Origin of the sequence: Buttiauxella sp. JUb87 (assembly GCF_004361975.1) — a bacterium.
Classification (GTDB): domain Bacteria; phylum Pseudomonadota; class Gammaproteobacteria; order Enterobacterales; family Enterobacteriaceae; genus Buttiauxella; species Buttiauxella ferragutiae.
This window is the reverse complement of record NZ_SNVY01000001.1, coordinates 524,490-542,412: the sequence shown is the minus strand read 5'-3', so window position 1 is coordinate 542,412 and position 17,923 is coordinate 524,490. Positions and strand designations below refer to the sequence as shown.

Sequence of the window (17,923 nt, the reverse complement as noted above, 5' to 3'; positions counted from 1 at the left end):
ACAATACCTTTGATTAACATTTTGCAAAAGTTTCCTTTTACTAAAGCCGTTCAGGAATGCATCTCGCAGCATTTATAGTTGGTTGCAGACGTAGAATCAGTGCTCGGTTACACTGGGCGACAGGTATTTAATGCTCTGAACGGAAGGCGGAAAGTGTGGATCTAATTGCAAACTATGGGCTGTTTTTGGCGAAAATCGTCACTGTCGTTGCGGCTATTGGCATTCTTGTCACCATTATCGTGAATGTGGCAGGGCGTAAAAGACATCAGCGTGGGGAATTACATCTCACCAATTTAAGTGAACAATATCAGGAAATGCAGGAAGAAATGCAGGTGGCAAGGCTTGACCATCACCAGCAAAAAATCTGGCATAAAGCAGAGAAGAAAAAACATAAGCTGGAAGCAAAACAAGCTAAAGCGCGTGCTAAACGGGGTGAAAAGGTTATTTCTGATAAACCAACACTTTATGTATTGGATTTTAAAGGAAGTATGGATGCCCACGAAGTGACTTCGCTTCGTGAAGAGATAACAGCGGTATTAGCGGTCGTCAAACCTGAGGATGAAGTTCTACTGCGCCTGGAGAGCCCAGGCGGAGTCGTGCATGGTTATGGCCTGGCTGCTTCGCAATTGCAGCGCCTGCGTGACAACAAAGTCCGTCTGACGGTCGCAGTGGATAAAGTCGCTGCCAGCGGTGGCTATATGATGGCTTGTGTGGCAGACAAAATTGTCGCAGCACCGTTTTCTATTATTGGCTCGATTGGTGTAGTCGCGCAGGTGCCTAACTTCCATCGCCTGTTAAAACGTAATGATATAGATGTTGAGCTGCATACCGCAGGGCAATACAAGCGCACCTTGACGTTGTTTGGTGAAAACACCGAGCAGGGGCGTGAGAAATTCCGCGAAGACCTCAATGAAACTCACCTGCTATTTAAGCAGTTTGTTCATGACATGCGCCCGACACTTGATATCGATTCGGTGGCGACAGGTGAGCACTGGTACGGTACGCAAGCACTGGAAAAAGGCTTGATTGATGCAGTAAGCACCAGCGACGATTTACTGATCAATCTGATGAAAAATCATGAAGTGATTAATGTTCACTATACGCGCCGCAAGAAAATGATGGACAGATTTACCGGCAGTGCGGCAAATAGCGTTGATAACCTGCTGATGCGCTGGTGGCAGCGTGGTGAAAAACCATTGCTGTAAGCCAGTTATGGCTGAACAACATTAAATGAAAACGAGGCCATTTGGCCTCGTTTTTTTCATTAGTCTTGCAGGTGATATTTATCTGCAAACACATGCGCAAGATGCTTAAACATATTAAAAATCGCGGTGCTTTTCCCAGTAGGTAAGCCTTGCTCATCAAGGAAGTATTCACCTTTGAACACCAGCACCCCGTTTTTTTGCTCTACGTCCGTTGCTTCCATTCCGTGCATGAAGTCTTCATGTGCGCGGATGACTTTGTTGGCTTCAACGAGTAGTGATTGTTTATCGATAGGTTGAGTGGTTGGTTTCATTATTTCCTCCTTTAAAAACTGGCAGTAGTGTACTTCCGCTATACTGCAAAGGGCAATATTCCTGAGTAAACCCAGGGTGATTTAATCCGTTTACTGTTCTGGCAGGAATCGCTGCTGCATGCTAATAAAGTTGCTTAACTCATTTTATCAGGTAGAGTGTGACGCTTTCGCAAATCTGGCAACGGAATTGCTTGACATTCAACCAAACTTCCGTCGTGCTATGTCACCGATGCGAAAGACTCGCTATCTCAATCACCTGCGCATTTAGCTCAATCAGGCTGGTGATGAAAAAAGAGTTGATATCCATTGACGCTGTCGCAATATAGAAAAGCGAGTCGCCAGTGGAAGGTGAAAGTAACGTGCGACGTTCCTGGAAGAATTACATTAGGTAAGGTGAATATGGGTAAAGCTCTCGTCATCGTTGAGTCCCCGGCAAAAGCCAAAACGATCAACAAATATCTCGGCAATGACTACGTGGTTAAGTCCAGCGTAGGTCATATCCGTGATTTGCCGACCAGTGGATCAACCACCAAGAAGAGCGCTGACTCCGCCTCCACCAAAGGGACCAAAAAGGTCAAAAAGGATGAACGCGGCGCGCTCGTAAATCGTATGGGTGTCGATCCCTGGCACAACTGGGAAGCACAATATGAAGTGCTGCCTGGTAAAGAAAAAGTGGTTTCAGAACTGAAATCACTGGCTGAAAAAGCAGACCATATCTATCTCGCAACCGACCTTGACCGCGAAGGGGAAGCCATTGCATGGCACCTGCGGGAAGTTATCGGTGGTGATGACACGCGTTATAGCCGCGTGGTGTTTAATGAAATTACTAAAAATGCCATTCAACAGGCGTTTGAAAAGCCGGGCGAACTGAATATCGACCGTGTTAACGCACAGCAAGCGCGTCGCTTTATGGACCGTGTTGTGGGTTATATGGTGTCACCGCTGCTGTGGAAAAAAATTGCCCGTGGCCTGTCTGCCGGCCGCGTACAGTCTGTTGCTGTACGTCTGGTTGTTGACCGCGAACGCGAAATTAAAGCGTTTGTGCCAGAAGAATATTGGGAAGTTGACGCGAATCTGACGACGCCGAAAGGTGACAGTCTGCCGGTTCAGGTCAGCCACCATAAAGACAAACCGTTCCGCCCGGTTAACCGCGAGCAGACCATGTCTGCGGTTAGCGAGTTGGAAAAAGCACGTTACTCAGTGCTTGAGCGTGAAGATAAACCAACCAGCAGCAAGCCTGGTGCGCCGTTTATCACATCCACGTTGCAGCAAGCCGCAAGTACCCGTCTTGGTTTTGGTGTGAAGAAAACCATGATGATGGCTCAGCGTCTGTATGAAGCGGGTCACATTACTTACATGCGTACCGACTCAACCAACTTGAGCCAGGATGCCGTGGGCATGGTGCGTGGCTATATCGAAGAGAGTTTCGGTAAGAAATATCTTCCAGCCGCTGCAAACCAGTATTCCAGCAAAGAAAACTCGCAGGAAGCGCACGAAGCGATTCGTCCTTCTGACGTGAGTGTGGTTGCTGAGTCGCTTAAAGATATGGAAGCTGACGCGCAAAAACTCTACCAGTTGATCTGGCGTCAGTTTGTAGCGTGTCAGATGACTCCTGCACAATACGACTCCACCACCCTAACGGTGCAAGCGGGTGATTTCCGTCTTAAAACGCGTGGTCGCACGCTGCGTTTTGATGGCTGGACGAAAGTAATGCCTGCGCTGCGCAAGGGCGACGAAGACCGCACATTGCCTGCTGTTGAGCAGGGTGATGAACTGGCGCTTGTAGAAGTCATCCCTGGACAGCACTTTACCAAACCACCGGCGCGCTTTAGTGAAGCCTCGTTGGTTAAAGAGCTGGAAAAACGTGGCATTGGCCGTCCGTCTACCTACGCATCTATCATTTCCACCATCCAGGATCGTGGTTATGTGCGTGTGGAAAACCGCCGTTTCTATGCGGAGAAAATGGGTGAAATTGTTACCGACCGCCTGGAAGAAAACTTCCGCGAGTTGATGAACTACGATTTCACCGCGCAAATGGAAAGCAGCCTCGACCAGGTCGCTAACAATCAGGCCGAGTGGAAAGGGGTGTTGGATAACTTCTTCAGTGATTTCAGTGAACAGTTGGGTAAAGCTGAACTGGATCCGGAAGAAGGTGGCATGCGTCCAAACCAAATGGTTCTGACCAGTATCGATTGCCCAACGTGTAGTCGTCAAATGGGTATCCGTACCGCCAGTACTGGTGTGTTCTTAGGTTGCTCAGGTTACGCGTTGCCCGTCAAAGAGCGTTGCAAAACCACCATTAACCTGGTGCCGGAAAATGAAGTCCTCAACGTCCTCGAAGGGGATGATGCGGAAACCAATGCGCTGCGTGCGAAACGTCGTTGTGCTAAATGCGGCACCGCAATGGACAGCTATCTCATCGATCCGAAACGTAAGTTACATGTTTGTGGTAACAACCCAACTTGTGATGGCTACGAAATCGAAGAGGGTGAGTTCCGCATCAAAGGTTATGACGGTCCAATTGTTGAGTGTGAGAAATGTGGTTCTGAAATGCACCTGAAAATGGGGCGTTTTGGTAAGTACATGGCTTGTACTAACGACGATTGTAAAAATACCCGTAAGATCCTGCGTAATGGCGATGTGGCTCCACCGAAGGAAGATCCGGTTCCATTACCAGAGTTGCCTTGTGAGAAATCAGACGCGTACTTTGTACTGCGTGATGGCGCGGCCGGTGTTTTCCTTGCGGCAAACACTTTCCCAAAATCTCGTGAAACACGTGCGCCACTGGTTGAAGAACTGTATCGCTTCCGTGACCGTCTGCCAGAAAAACTGCGTTATCTGGCTGATGCACCACAGCAAGACGCTGATGGCAATAAAGCCGTTGTTCGTTTTAGCCGTAAGACGAAACAGCAATATGTTTCCTCCGAGAAAGAAGGCAAAGCGACCGGTTGGTCTGCGTTCTTTGTGGATGGTAAGTGGGTTGAAGGGAAGAAGTAACTCTCTTTAACATTGAAAGCCGGGGCCTGTGCTCCGGCTTTTTTATATCTGCGTATATAACCTTATTATTATTTTTTCTTTCAAACTATACATAGAAGATATAACTGATATAGTGGCTTAAGAAAATTTCACCACGTCTGAATCCCCGTCGCTGTTCATATCGGGGCTGCTTTTACTGCGGATGGAACACCATGAAACTACAGCAACTTCGTTATATCGTCGAGGTGGTCAATCACAACCTCAACGTCTCTTCGACGGCCGAAGGGCTTTATACTTCTCAGCCGGGGATCAGTAAACAAGTTCGGATGTTGGAAGATGAACTGGGGATTCAGATCTTTGCTCGTAGCGGCAAGCACCTGACGCAGGTGACGCCTGCGGGACAAGAGATTATCCGTATCGCCCGTGAAGTGCTGTCGAAAGTCGATGCGATTAAATCGGTCGCGGGTGAGCACACCTGGCCTGATAAAGGTTCTTTGTACGTCGCCACGACGCATACACAAGCGCGTTACGCGCTGCCGAATGTGATCAAAGGCTTTATTGAACGCTATCCGCGAGTATCGCTTCACATGCACCAGGGCTCGCCAACGCAAATTGCGGAAGCGGTTTCCAAGGGTAATGCTGATTTTGCGATAGCAACCGAAGCATTACACCTTTACGATGATTTGGTGATGCTGCCGTGCTATCACTGGAACCGTTCGATCGTTGTCACCCCAGATCATCCGTTAGCATCGAAAGAGTCTGTCTCTATCGAAGAGCTGGCGCAATATCCGTTGGTCACTTACACCTTTGGTTTTACTGGGCGCTCCGAGTTGGATACCGCATTTAATCGTGCAGGTTTGACGCCGCGTATTGTGTTTACCGCAACAGATGCTGACGTGATTAAAACTTATGTAAGGTTGGGGTTAGGTGTGGGCGTGATAGCCAGTATGGCGGTTGATCCTGTCTCTGACCCGGATCTGGTCCGTATTGAAGCACAGGGCGTATTCAGCCACAGCACGACCAAAATTGGTTTCCGCCGCAGCACGTTCTTACGTAGTTACATGTATGATTTTATTCAGCGTTTCGCACCACATCTGACTCGCGATGTTGTCGATACTGCGGTCGCATTACGTTCAAACGAAGATATTGAGGCGATGTTCAAAGATATTAAGTTACCCGCAAAATAATATCCCAAGGTATCTTTTCCATAGGGAAAGATACCTCTTCTCAGTTGCACTTAAGAATATGTTTCAACCCGCCTGATAATTAATACCCCGCCAGATTTTTATTAACCATAAGATGTAAGTGGTTAATCTGTCTCAATTAAGAGACAACCGTAGATAATAATTTACCGCCATGCAAATTTAATGTTTCAATTATTTATTTGAGGTCAAAAGATTAAATCTTTTCCTGCAATCGGGGAGCAATTTCTCTGGCTTTTGTACTAGAGTTTCTTTAGGATTAATCCCAGTCAGCGATTAATTATACCGATTGTTTGAGTTTATATGATAAGTGGTGCCGATTGTATGAGGTTAGCAATGCCTTCTGGAAGTGAAGAACCGCAAAGGGAATCAGGGCTGAAACGTAAAGCCTGGATGGCGGTGTTTCTGGTCTCAGGTTTGTTTTGGCTAGTCGTTGCAGTGGCTGCATGGCATTTTTGGGGGTAACAATGACTTCCTTTGCTCAAACACAAGCGCAGAAAACGGTGCGTCAGAAAGATGACAAACCACAACAAGAAGCGAAACCTGGAAAAGTTCAGGTGCCAGAGTCGTGGCAACTGACGCAACAACAAAATGACTTTATCGATCTGTTTTCAACAGACGAACATATTAAACAATAAATATAATTCTCATTTACCTTTATTTAACTTGCTGTCAGTCACACTTTATAATTAAGCGTGATTAAGAGCACACTCTTTAAGTAATCACTACACACAGCAATATTCAAATCGACTGATTAATTATTCAGTCACAGTGTTTACTAAAATAAAGAGAGCGGCTTATGAATACTCACTGTAGCGTCAAGTACTGGTCATGGTTCACCGCATTTACCGTTTCGTTAGCCTTTTGGGCGCAAATGGTCTGGATGCTGACTCAGTAACACTTTCTTGCTTGTGCCCTGGTTCTCTGCCGGGGCGCTGATTCACTCTTCCTTTCCCTTTACACCTTCTGATTTATCAATTCGGGTTGTTATCAAATCGTTACGACATCTTTGTGTTATCTTTAATACTGTCCCTGATCTTCATCCGGGATACCGCTATCCTAAGAAATTTAAGGAGGAGCTATGTCGTTAACCCTACGCGAGGCCAGTAAGGACACTCTACAGGCGCTGAATAAAACCTATCATTATTACAGTTTGCCACTGGCTGCAAAGGAACTTGGGGATATCACCCGTTTACCCAAGTCGTTAAAAGTTCTGCTTGAAAACCTGTTGCGCTGGCAGGATGAAAACTCCGTTACTCAGGACGATATTCATGCCCTGGCAGGTTGGCTGAAAAATGCCCATGCCGATCGTGAAATAGCTTATCGTCCCGCACGTGTACTAATGCAAGATTTTACCGGTGTTCCCGCCGTTGTTGATTTGGCCGCGATGCGCGAGGCGGTAAAACGTCTTGGTGGCGATGTCGCCAAAGTCAATCCTCTGTCCCCAGTTGATCTGGTTATCGACCACTCGGTAACGGTTGATCATTTCGGTAATGACGAAGCTTTCGAGGAAAACGTGCGCCTCGAAATGGAGCGTAACCACGAGCGTTACGTTTTCCTGCGTTGGGGGCAGCAGGCATTCAGTCGCTTTAGCGTGGTGCCACCGGGAACCGGGATTTGCCACCAGGTTAATCTCGAATATCTGGGTAAAGCGGTGTGGAGCGAAATGCAGGGCAATGAGTTGGTTGCCTATCCTGACACGCTGGTCGGCACCGATTCCCACACCACGATGATTAACGGCCTTGGCGTTTTGGGTTGGGGTGTCGGTGGTATTGAAGCTGAGGCCGCCATGTTAGGCCAGCCGGTTTCCATGCTTATCCCGGATGTCGTCGGCTTTAAACTTGATGGCAAATTGCGTGAAGGTATCACCGCAACAGACCTGGTATTGACCGTCACACAAATGCTGCGTAAGCACGGAGTGGTTGGCAAATTTGTCGAATTTTATGGCGACGGCCTCGACACTTTACCACTGGCCGATCGTGCGACCATTGCCAATATGGCGCCAGAATATGGCGCGACGTGTGGTTTCTTCCCGATTGATGCGGTGACACTGGATTACATGCGCCTGAGTGGACGCAGCGAGGAGCAAATCGCGCTGGTAGAAGCCTATGCGAAGGTGCAGGGGATGTGGCGAAATACTGGCGATGAACCGGTATTTACCAGCACACTGGCACTGGATATGGACGAGGTAGAAGCAAGTCTGGCTGGGCCGAAACGGCCACAGGATCGCGTGCCGTTAGGCGATGTTCCTAAAGCGTTTAATGCCAGCAACGAACTGGAAGTGAACACCTCTCATAAAGATCGTGCTCCAGTTGACTACACCATGGACGGGCGTGAGTACCAATTACCCGACGGTGCGGTCGTGATTTCAGCCATTACCTCCTGTACTAACACCTCCAACCCAAGTGTATTAATGGCCGCGGGGCTACTGGCTAAAAAAGCAGTGACCTTAGGGTTGAAACGCCAACCGTGGGTGAAAGCTTCTTTGGCTCCGGGTTCTAAAGTCGTTTCTGACTATCTGGCCAAAGCTGGGCTAACGCCGTATCTCAACGCCTTAGGCTTTAATTTGGTGGGTTATGGTTGTACCACGTGCATTGGTAACTCCGGTCCGTTACCCGATCCGATTGAACAAGCAATCAAGAAGGGCGATCTTACCGTTGGGGCCGTGCTTTCGGGGAACCGTAATTTCGAAGGGCGCATTCATCCTTTGGTGAAAACCAACTGGCTGGCTTCACCGCCGCTGGTGGTGGCTTATGCTCTGGCCGGGAACATGAATGTGAACCTGACAACCGATCCGCTGGGGCATGATAAAAAAGGCGATCCGGTTTATCTCAAAGATATTTGGCCGAGCAGTCTGGAAATTGCCCGCGCAGTCGCGCAAGTTTCGACAGAAATGTTCCACAAAGAATACGCGGAAGTGTTCGAGGGTACGCCGGAATGGCGCAATATTGAAGTCGCTCACTCAGATACTTACGGCTGGCAGAGCGATTCTACCTACATCCGCTTGTCACCATTCTTTGATGATATGGAAGCCACACCTAAACCGCTGCAAGATATTCATGGTGCGCGCGTGTTGGCCATGCTGGGAGACTCTGTTACCACTGACCATATTTCTCCGGCAGGGAGTATTAAGCCTGATAGCCCAGCGGGGCGTTATTTGCAGAATCATGGGGTTGAACGTAAAGAATTTAACTCCTACGGTTCACGCCGTGGTAACCATGAAGTGATGATGCGCGGGACTTTTGCCAACATCCGTATTCGCAATGAAATGGTGCCTGGAGTAGAAGGCGGCATGACTCGCTTGCTACCAGGTGATGAAGTTATTTCGATTTATGATGCGGCGATGCGTTATCGCGATAAAGGTATTCCGTTAGCCGTGTTTGCCGGTAAAGAATATGGTTCGGGATCCAGCCGCGACTGGGCGGCTAAAGGGCCACGGTTACTCGGTGTAAGAGTGGTGATAGCGGAGTCATTCGAGCGTATTCACCGCTCCAACCTGATTGGTATGGGCATTCTTCCTCTGGAGTTTCCAGACGGTGTGACGCGCAAAACGTTAGGGCTGACTGGCGAGGAGTTTGTTGATATTAGTGGCCTGAACGACCTTACGCCGGGCGTTTCGGTTCCTGTATCATTGACGTTTGCGGATGGAAGAAAAGAAGTGGTTGAATGTCGCTGCCGAATTGATACCGGTAATGAACTGACGTACTTCAAAAATGACGGCATCCTGCATTATGTGATTCGTAACATGCTGAACTAGCCAGAATTCTCCCCCAGCGATGGGGGAGAAAATAACTTAATCTTCAGACAGCAAGTGGCCCATTTTAGCGGCTTTAGTATCCAGATAATGTGCGTTCTTAGGGTTACGGCCCACGATGAGCGGCACACGTTCCACAATATTAATCCCTGCTTCGCTGAGAATTTCTACTTTGCGCGGGTTATTGGTCAGCAAACGAACTGCATCGACACCTAATAACTTAAACATATCGGCGCATAGCGTGAAGTCACGTTCATCAGCGGCAAAACCAAGCTGATGGTTAGCTTCCACGGTATCGTAGCCTTTATCTTGTAAAGCATAAGCGCGGATTTTATTAAGCAGACCAATATTGCGACCTTCCTGGCGGTGATACAACAACACACCACGGCCTTCTTCGGCGATATGGGTTAATGCAGCTTCAAGCTGAAAACCACAGTCACAGCGCAGGCTGAATAGGGCATCGCCCGTCAGACACTCTGAATGTACACGCGCCAGAACAGAATCATTTCCGGTTATATCACCAAAAACCAGAGCAACATGATCTTGCCCGGTTGCCAATTCTTCAAAGCCCACCATCAGGAAATCGCCCCATGGGGTTGGCAGTTTGGCTTCTGCCACACGTTTAAGCTGCATGTGATTCTCCAGGTACTTATAGTGGCACTTACGGTGCCTGCCAGCTGACTGGCTTGTTTAATTACTACTGCTTAGTTTGCCACAACGCCGACCACTTCGCCTAATAGACTGGGCAGACTCCTGGTTTTACCCTATGTAAGACTTCCCGCTTTCCCTTCGATGCTGTTTATCGGGTATCCTTGAGATTCAAATAGCATAAGGATAAGCAATGCGAGCGATAGCAAAACGAACAACAATGGGTGCTGGATTACTGTTGGTGATGCCTTTAGCCGTGTGGATCTCTGGTTGGCAGTGGGTTCCTGGCGGGCAGGGTAGTTGGTTGAAAATGATGTATTGGGTCACGGAGACCGTCACCCAACCCTGGGGCATCATTACCCATGTTTTGCTATGTGGCTGGTTTTTATGGTGCCTAAGGTTTCGCCTAAAAGCCGCGCTGATGCTGTTTGCGATTCTCGGAGCCGCTATTCTTATTGGGCAGGGCGTTAAATCTGTCATCAAAGACAAAGTGCAGGAACCTCGTCCTTTCGTGGTATGGCTTGAAAAAACACAACATATTCCGACAGATGAGTTCTACAATTTAAAACGTAAACAGCGTAGCGAGTTGGTAAAAAATCAGCTTAAATCGCAGCAAGAATTACCAGAATGGTTACGCCAACACTGGCAAAAAGAGACCGGTTTTGCTTTCCCGTCAGGGCATACCATGTTTGCGGCAAGTTGGGCATTATTGGGAGTAGGGCTACTGTGGCCCCGCCGAAGAACCTGGACCATCGCTTTACTGTTGGTTTGGGCGACGGGGGTGATGGGCAGTCGATTAGTGCTCGGAATGCACTGGCCCTGTGACTTAGTCGTTGCCACACTTATCTCTTGGGTGCTGATAACACTGGCAACCTGGCTTGCTCAGAAATTGTGCGGACCATTATCGCCGCCGCCGCAAGAAGCTGACGAAATAGCCGAACGGGATGCCGAGCCTTGAGATTATTGATTTAACCCCCATTTCTTATGAATTGAACGCGCTCAATGGATTCCACGAAGAACCGGGAAATGGTAGTTTATATAGTTGGAAAAACATTAGCGCTTAATGTATCTCCAACAACCTTCGAGCTGCGCGGATGTTGGCTGCACTCACTTACCGGATGACTTACGAACGTAAGCTCATCGTGATAAGTTTTCTTGCCGCCGGCCAGCCACTCGAATGTTAATGGTGATAGTCGCGTAAGACCACATGACGGGAAGTAATGTGAAATATTTATTCATTTTCTTACTGGTGCTAGCGATTTTTGTGATTTCAGTCACTTTGGGCGCACAAAACGATCAGGTTGTTACTTTTAACTATCTGCTGGCACAAGGCGAATATCGAGTCTCCACATTACTGGCGACCCTTTTTGCTGCGGGTTTTTTACTGGGTTGGATTATTTGTGGCCTGTTTTGGCTGCGTTTGCGTGTTTCGCTAACACGCGCCGATCGCAAGATCAAACGCCTTGAGCAGCAAATTACGACGGATTCTGACGCCATAGCAGCGGCGGTACCGGCTGTGAAGGAATAACCTGCCATGCTGGAATTGTTGTTTCTGCTCTTGCCTATTGCCGCCGCTTACGGTTGGTATATGGGGCGCAGAAGCGCGCATCAAGATAAGCAACAAGAAGCTAACCGCCTGTCGCGTGACTATGTGGCGGGGGTTAACTTCTTGCTGTCGAACCAGCAAGATAAAGCTGTCGATTTATTTCTCGATATGCTTAAAGAGGATACCAGCACTGTTGAAGCTCACCTCACGCTGGGTAACTTGTTCCGTTCTCGTGGTGAAGTTGACCGCGCCATTCGAATCCACCAATCATTAATGGAAAGTGCCTCGTTAACTTACGATCAGCGCTTGCTGGCTGTACAACAGTTGGGCCGTGACTATATGGCGGCTGGTCTGTATGACCGTGCCGAAGATATGTTCGCGCAACTGATTGATGAAACTGATTTCCGCATTGGTGCACTACAGCAGTTGCTGCTTATCCACCAGGCTACCAGTGACTGGCAAAAAGCCATTGATGTAGCAGAGCGCCTGGTTAAGCTTGGTAAAGATAAACAACGCACCGAAATTGCCCATTTCTATTGTGAACAAGCATTGCAGTTGATTGCCAGTGATGACCTGGAACGTGCCATGTCATTGCTAAAAAAAGGGGCCGCAGCCGATAAAAACTGCGCGCGTATTTCAATCATGATGGGCCGTATCTTCATGGCTCGTAATGAATACGCTAAAGCCGTTGAATCGCTACAACGTGTTATCGATCAAGACAGCGAGTTAGTCAGCGAAACTCTCGAAATGTTGCAAACTTGCTATCAACAGTTAGACAAACGACCAGAGTGGGAAGCGTTCTTAAAACGTTGTGTTGAAGAAAATACCGGGGCAGGTGCTGAACTGATGCTTGCTGAGATCCTTGAGCAAAAAGAAGGTTCTGAAGTCGCGCAGGTTTATATCAACCGCCAACTCCAGCGTCATCCGACCATGCGTCTGTTCCATCGGTTGATGGATTATCACTTGCAGGAAGCGGAAGAAGGGCGTGCCAAAGAGAGCCTGATGGTGCTACGTGATATGGTTGGCGAACAAGTGCGTACCAAACCACGCTATCGCTGCCAAAAATGCGGTTTTACCGCTTTCACGCTGTACTGGCATTGTCCGTCTTGCCGTGCCTGGTCGACGATTAAACCTATTCGGGGGTTAGATGGGCAATAACGGTTAGTTATTGCCCAGTTATAAAAAAACACCATACTTTAGTTACAACATACTAATAGTTAATCCTGGTATCCTCACATCAACACCGTGTCGTTTGTGCCTTGCAAGGTGCAATGGCAACTGTAATTTTGTGTCTCCCGCGGGTAGAATGCTTGCCGTTTATCTCTTGCGCCGCATTGCTGCCCAACATCAGAAGGTTTAGCCATGAATTCAACTGCATCCTCCTCCTCCCGTGTTGCCACTGATTCTCCTATTGTCGTCGCACTTGATTACGATAATCGCGATAAAGCTTTAGCTTTCATTGACCGTATCGACCCGCGCGATTGCCGCCTGAAAGTGGGCAAGGAGATGTTTACTCTGTTTGGGCCACAACTGGTGCGAGACATCCAGCAACGTGGCTTTGATGTGTTCCTCGATTTGAAATTCCACGATATCCCAAATACCACAGCTCGTGCAGTTGCTGCCGCAGCCGAGCTTGGCGTATGGATGGTAAACGTTCATGCCAGTGGTGGGGCGCGCATGATGAGTGCTGCTCGTGAAGCTTTGTTGCCATTTGGTAACGATGCTCCGTTGCTGATTGCAGTAACCGTGTTGACCAGCATGGAAGCCAACGATTTGGCCGATCTCGGGATTACGGCCACGCCTGCTGAATACGCAGAACGTCTGGCTCGATTGACACAGAATTGTGGTTTGGATGGTGTGGTTTGTTCCGCACAAGAAGCTGTGCGTTTTAAAAGTGAACTGGGTCAAGACTTCAAACTGGTCACCCCAGGAATTCGTCCGGCTGGTAGTGATGCAGGCGACCAACGCCGCATTATGACACCACAGCAAGCGCAGATTGCAGGTGTAGATTTCATGGTTATTGGACGCCCGATCACCCAATCGACAGATCCTGCTCAAACTCTGCGTGATATCCGGGCCTCTTTACAGCAGGGGGCGTGATGAAAGACGATAACAGCCGTTTAGTGTATTCCACAGAATCTGGACGTATTGATGAGCCTAAAGCCGCGACCATCCGCCCAAAAGGGGATGGTGTGGTGCGCATCCAACGTCAGACCAGCGGGCGAAAAGGCAAAGGTGTTTGCCTGGTAACCGGTATTGATATGGATGATGCGCAATTAGCGACTTTAGCGGCAGAACTTAAGAAGAAATGTGGTTGCGGTGGTTCGCTAAAGGATGGAGTGATTGAAATTCAGGGTGACAAACGCGACCTGATTAAATCACTGCTTGAAGCTAAAGGTATGAAGGTAAAATTAGCAGGCGGTTGATTCACCTATCGAAATCTAAAATAATTAGGCCACGGTAAAATTACCGTGGCCTTTTATTATGACTGCCGGGAGTCAGACCTGAATATTATAGCTTTTATAATTATTAAAGCGTTTACGCTTTTGCTGGCAGCAAAAATTATTTACTCACCTGATGGCCAATAATACCACCAACCGCCGCACCACCTAAGGTACCCAATGCACTACCATCGGTTAAGACCGCGCCACCTACAGCACCTGCACCGGCACCAATCGCAGTGTTACGGTCACGTGTAGACCAGTTAGAACAGGCGCTCAAAGACATCGCAACGGTCAAGGCCAAAGCAACGGCAGCAATTTTTTTGTTATTTAAGGTCATAATACTCTCTCCTGAATTATTGATTCACGGAAATAAGTCACTTTAAGTATAGAGGCAATTAACCTACTTAAAGAAAGTTACCGTGAAACTGCATGTCGATATAGACCTAAAAGATAACGCCAGTGATTATCACGTTCTGTTATATCGCTGTTAAATATTCTAATTTATACGGTGGATTACAACAGGTAAATAATCTTAAAGGGTGTGCAGGATAATTCTGATATGAGGACTGCCTGCGGGGGATGCAGGCAGTTAAACGTCGTGATTACGTAATGGGAAATTGTTTAACAATATTAACTTGAACACCAGTGTCTTGCAGTTGCTGACCGGTGATTTCGCTAATACCGTCATCAGTGATCACGCGATTGATACATGAAATCGGCCCCAGCGTGTAGGGGTGCATCGCACCAAACTTGGTGCTGTCTGTCAGAACAATGATTTCACTGCCTTTTTCCAACACGGTATTCACCACGTCGGCACGCATCATATCGCGGCTGGTGAATCCAGTTTCAGGCAAGAAACCGTCAATGCCGATGAACGCTTTGCTGAAGTGTACCTGCTGGATAAATTGACGTGTCAGAGGCCCAACCATACTTTCGCTTTTTTTCTGGTAGATGCCGCCAAGCAAAACAACTTCACAGTCAGTATCTTTCAGAAGATGAGCAATGTAACTGCTGACAGTAATCAGAGTGATTTTTTTCTGCTCGGCCAGTGCCCGTGCCAGCAGCGCATTACAACTGCCATTCTCGATAAAAATCGTTTCGCCATCGTTAACTAAAGTCGCTGCAAAATCAGCGAGATGCCGTTTAAGCGAATAATTGTTCATCATTCGCGTTTCAACGTCTTCGCTATCCAGCGGAACGGCATAGCCATGGATACGCTTCAGATAGTTTTTTTTCTCCAGAAGATTGAGATCCTGGCGAATGGTCACTTCTGAGACTCCGGTTTTTTTAGCGAGATCGGTCACACTCATGCGACCTTGATCAATCACCATCTGTAAAATAATTTGTTGTCTGGAATTCATGTCAGCCAAATTTTGGGCGGTGCATAAAGCACCGCCTGGATTATTAAAGTGTGTGTTCTGTGCGGGCTATAATATCATCCTGAGCGTCCGGAGATAAGGCGGTAAAGAAAGCAGAATAACCTGCTACACGAACCACCAGATCGCGATACTTATCAGGATGTTGTTTGGCATCTAACAGGGTTTCACGGGAAACAATGTTGTATTGTACATGCCAGCCTTTATGCTCTTCGAAGAAAGTCCGCAGCATAATCATCAACTTTTCGCGGTCGCGTGGGTTATCCAGTGTCGCCGGATTCAGTTTCTGATTCAGTAGCACACCGCCCAGAATTTCACTGGTTGGCAATTTGCCCACTGAACTGATTACGGCTGTTGGCCCAAGGCGGTCGGTTCCTGAAGCGGGGCTTGCTCCTTCAGCCAGCGGTGTTGTCGCTTTGCGTCCATCTGGTGTTGCCATGGTTGCAGCACCAAACGGCACGTTTGCAGAAATTGAAGAGGTCCCTGCGTAATATGTCCCGCCGATAGGCCCGCGGCCAAAACGAGTATTGTGATACTGCTTTAGCTCATCAATGTACGTCTGATAAGCGCGCGCCAGCAGTAAATCGACATCGTCTTCATCGTTACCATATTTTGGCGCGTTGTTAATCAGGCGTTGGCGCAGTTGCTCACCCGTCAAACCGTCAAAATCATTTGCCAGCGCTTCGGCTAATTGTTGCTGGCCAATGACACCTTGTTCGAACACCAGTTTTTTCACCGCAGCAAGGCTGTTGCCAAGGTTGGCGATACCGACTTGCAGACCTGAAACCCAGTCATACTTAGCGCCGCCTTGCTTAATGCTCTTACCGCGTTCGATACAGTCATCCACCAGTGCAGAGCAAAGAATATCGTGGGCATTTTCTTCCAGAACGGTATCAACAACACATTCGATTTCGATGGATTTCTGAGTGTAATAGCGAATCTGTGTATCCCAGGCGTTCATCACCTGATCAAACTGGGTGAAGTTGCCTGCGGAGAGCGCATGTTGTTGTGGCAGGAAGATTTTACCGCTGGTTGCATCGCGCCCATGTTCCAGCGCCGCCAACATCACCCGCGCGAAGTTAATGAAACTCATGCCTGTGCAACGATAACCCCACTTGCCACCAACCGCCGTTTCGATACAGCCGATAGCGGCATAATCATAAGCATCTTCGCGGCTGACGCCCAGTTTGATAAATTCTTCAATGACGATTTCATCGTTGTTAAACGCTGGCATCCCGAAACCACAGCGAATCACCTGCACGCAAGCGTCGAGGAAGTCATTACTCATCCCTGCGTGGTAGCGCACACTCAAGTTTGGCTGTGTTGAACGTAACTGGCCGCATGATTCAAGAATGGCGTAAGAGAGTGGGTTTACCGCGTCTACGGCCTCACCATTTACTAGCGTTTGGCCACCAATGGTCACGTTTTGGTATAGCGGGCTACCAGCAGATGCTTTCGAGTGGGAACCTGAACGAATCTTGTTAACTTCGAGCAACTTCAGCCAACAGCTTTGCAGCAACTCGATAGCCTGGTCACGACCCAAAGTTTGCTCGAGTTCAACATCGCGGCGATACCACGGATACAGAAACTGGTCCAGGCGACCAAACGAAACGGAGTGACCGTTAGACTCAATCTGCAAGACTAACTGCACGAAGTAACTTAATTGCAAAGCCTGCCAGAACGAGGTCGGTTTTTGGTGGGCAATCAGCTCGCAGTTTTCGGCCATGGCCAGTAACTCGTCACGGCGTGCAACACGTTTTTCGCTGGCCGCCAATTCTTTAGCAAGCACCGCAAAACGCTGAATATGATCGCTTAACGCGACAAACGTAATATCGATAGCTTTCAGGAACTGTTCTTTATGCAAATCTTCCCAGTCGGTGAGATGCAGGCGTGAGCGGCGCTCAGCGACTTTGGCACGTAAACCATCAATACCTAGCTCCAGCAACAGCGGGAAGTTGACCGCCAGGTGCGCATCGCCAGAGGTCATATTGCCTTCGGCTTTGATAATCCCGGTTGCCAGCAACTCTTTTTGCTCGTCGGTGAACATTCCGTAGCAGCGATCTTGTACCGTCTGGCCGCGCCACCAGGGGCAAATTTCGTGCATTACCGCTTTATCTGCATCTGAAATCGAGAAGCCAGCGCCAGGGCGGTCGCCCAGTTCATCGATCTCGGTTTCGATCCAACCTACCGTATATTCAGGAAAAAATGGTGCACCGCGCACATGGCTTGCCTGGTTCCCGACAATCAGCTCATCATGCTTAATCCAGATAGTACGTTCAGCAAGGTGATGGGCGAGGGCGAGGGCGCGGCGCACGGGTAATGGCTTGTCCTGATGTTGCTGATAAATCGCCGTATAGTGTTGTGCGCGCTCAGTACAAACCGGCGGCTTAACGATATGAATCAACGCTTCTTTATGATCTTTGATGCGTTGGCTTAAGGTGTTCAGATTCAGTTGGGTCAT

17 protein-coding genes are annotated in these 17,923 nt (G+C 48.4%); 12 read left to right on the top strand and 5 right to left on the bottom strand.

Annotation, left to right across the window (positions count from 1 at the left end; genetic code table 11):
• Positions 1-155: 155 nt before the first annotated feature.
• Positions 156-1,205, top strand: coding sequence for a protease SohB (gene sohB, locus EC843_RS02420; RefSeq protein WP_121813562.1), 1,050 nt, complete (start codon positions 156-158; stop codon positions 1,203-1,205).
• Between the two features lie 59 nt (positions 1,206-1,264).
• Here the strand turns inward: sohB and EC843_RS02415 are convergent, their stop codons facing one another.
• Positions 1,265-1,516 (bottom strand): YciN family protein, encoded by a 252-nt coding sequence (locus tag EC843_RS02415; RefSeq protein ID WP_064546355.1) that lies wholly within the window; start codon positions 1,514-1,516, stop codon positions 1,265-1,267.
• A 399-nt stretch (positions 1,517-1,915) separates the two neighbouring features.
• Here EC843_RS02415 and topA point away from each other — a divergent pair, with 399 nt between their 5' ends.
• The 6 genes from topA (at position 1,916) to acnA (ending at position 9,451) form a co-directional block, all read left to right on the top strand.
• On the top strand, positions 1,916-4,513 hold the full coding sequence (gene topA, locus EC843_RS02410) for a type I DNA topoisomerase (protein WP_064546357.1): 2,598 nt from the start codon (positions 1,916-1,918) through the stop codon (positions 4,511-4,513).
• Between the two features lie 191 nt (positions 4,514-4,704).
• The gene (cysB, locus tag EC843_RS02405) at positions 4,705-5,679 is read left to right on the top strand and encodes an HTH-type transcriptional regulator CysB (protein ID WP_064546360.1); all 975 of its coding nucleotides are present in this window, start codon (positions 4,705-4,707) and stop codon (positions 5,677-5,679) included.
• A 318-nt stretch (positions 5,680-5,997) separates the two neighbouring features.
• Complete coding sequence (locus tag EC843_RS24950; protein ID WP_121813561.1) at positions 5,998-6,159, top strand: YmiA family putative membrane protein; 162 nt, start codon at positions 5,998-6,000, stop codon at positions 6,157-6,159.
• A 2-nt stretch (positions 6,160-6,161) separates the two neighbouring features.
• Positions 6,162-6,332, top strand: a complete 171-nt coding sequence (locus EC843_RS24475; RefSeq protein ID WP_166642023.1) for a hypothetical protein — start codon at positions 6,162-6,164, stop codon at positions 6,330-6,332.
• A 161-nt stretch (positions 6,333-6,493) separates the two neighbouring features.
• Positions 6,494-6,592: a small membrane protein YmiC gene (ymiC, locus tag EC843_RS24945; protein ID WP_273693565.1), complete on the top strand. Its 99-nt coding sequence runs from the start codon at positions 6,494-6,496 to the stop codon at positions 6,590-6,592.
• A gap of 183 nt (positions 6,593-6,775) precedes the next feature.
• Positions 6,776-9,451, top strand: coding sequence for an aconitate hydratase AcnA (gene acnA / locus EC843_RS02395; protein ID WP_064546362.1), 2,676 nt, complete (start codon positions 6,776-6,778; stop codon positions 9,449-9,451).
• Positions 9,452-9,487: 36 nt separating this feature from the next.
• On the opposite strand, the gene ribA is transcribed toward acnA, so the two are convergent.
• Positions 9,488-10,081 carry a GTP cyclohydrolase II gene (ribA, locus tag EC843_RS02390; protein ID WP_064546364.1) on the bottom strand — a complete coding sequence of 198 codons (594 nt, stop codon included), beginning with the start codon at positions 10,079-10,081 and terminating at the stop codon, positions 9,488-9,490.
• Between the two features lie 208 nt (positions 10,082-10,289).
• Here ribA and pgpB point away from each other — a divergent pair, with 208 nt between their 5' ends.
• The 5 genes from pgpB to yciH all read left to right on the top strand — a co-directional run bounded on the left by pgpB (position 10,290) and on the right by yciH (position 14,068).
• Positions 10,290-11,054: a phosphatidylglycerophosphatase B gene (pgpB, locus tag EC843_RS02385; RefSeq protein ID WP_133521539.1), complete on the top strand. Its 765-nt coding sequence runs from the start codon at positions 10,290-10,292 to the stop codon at positions 11,052-11,054.
• 264 nt (positions 11,055-11,318) lie between these two features.
• Positions 11,319-11,624, top strand: coding sequence for a LapA family protein (locus EC843_RS02380; RefSeq protein ID WP_064546369.1), 306 nt, complete (start codon positions 11,319-11,321; stop codon positions 11,622-11,624).
• Positions 11,625-11,630: 6 nt separating this feature from the next.
• The gene (lapB, locus tag EC843_RS02375; protein ID WP_121813560.1) at positions 11,631-12,800 is read left to right on the top strand and encodes a lipopolysaccharide assembly protein LapB; all 1,170 of its coding nucleotides are present in this window, start codon (positions 11,631-11,633) and stop codon (positions 12,798-12,800) included.
• 204 nt (positions 12,801-13,004) lie between these two features.
• Positions 13,005-13,742: an orotidine-5'-phosphate decarboxylase gene (gene pyrF, locus EC843_RS02370; RefSeq protein WP_121813559.1), complete on the top strand. Its 738-nt coding sequence runs from the start codon at positions 13,005-13,007 to the stop codon at positions 13,740-13,742.
• Complete coding sequence (gene yciH / locus EC843_RS02365; protein ID WP_064546372.1) at positions 13,742-14,068, top strand: stress response translation initiation inhibitor YciH; 327 nt, start codon at positions 13,742-13,744, stop codon at positions 14,066-14,068. Before pyrF ends, yciH begins: the two co-directional genes overlap by 1 nt.
• A gap of 136 nt (positions 14,069-14,204) precedes the next feature.
• On the opposite strand, the gene osmB is transcribed toward yciH, so the two are convergent.
• From osmB to EC843_RS02350, 3 genes are all read right to left on the bottom strand, one after another.
• Complete coding sequence (gene osmB / locus EC843_RS02360; RefSeq protein ID WP_064546376.1) at positions 14,205-14,423, bottom strand: osmotically-inducible lipoprotein OsmB; 219 nt, start codon at positions 14,421-14,423, stop codon at positions 14,205-14,207.
• A 265-nt stretch (positions 14,424-14,688) separates the two neighbouring features.
• Entirely contained in the window at positions 14,689-15,447 is a 759-nt protein-coding gene (locus EC843_RS02355) for a DNA-binding transcriptional regulator YciT (RefSeq protein WP_064546378.1), read from the bottom strand.
• Between the two features lie 43 nt (positions 15,448-15,490).
• Positions 15,491-17,923 carry a formate C-acetyltransferase/glycerol dehydratase family glycyl radical enzyme gene (locus tag EC843_RS02350; protein WP_064546380.1) on the bottom strand — a complete coding sequence of 811 codons (2,433 nt, stop codon included), beginning with the start codon at positions 17,921-17,923 and terminating at the stop codon, positions 15,491-15,493.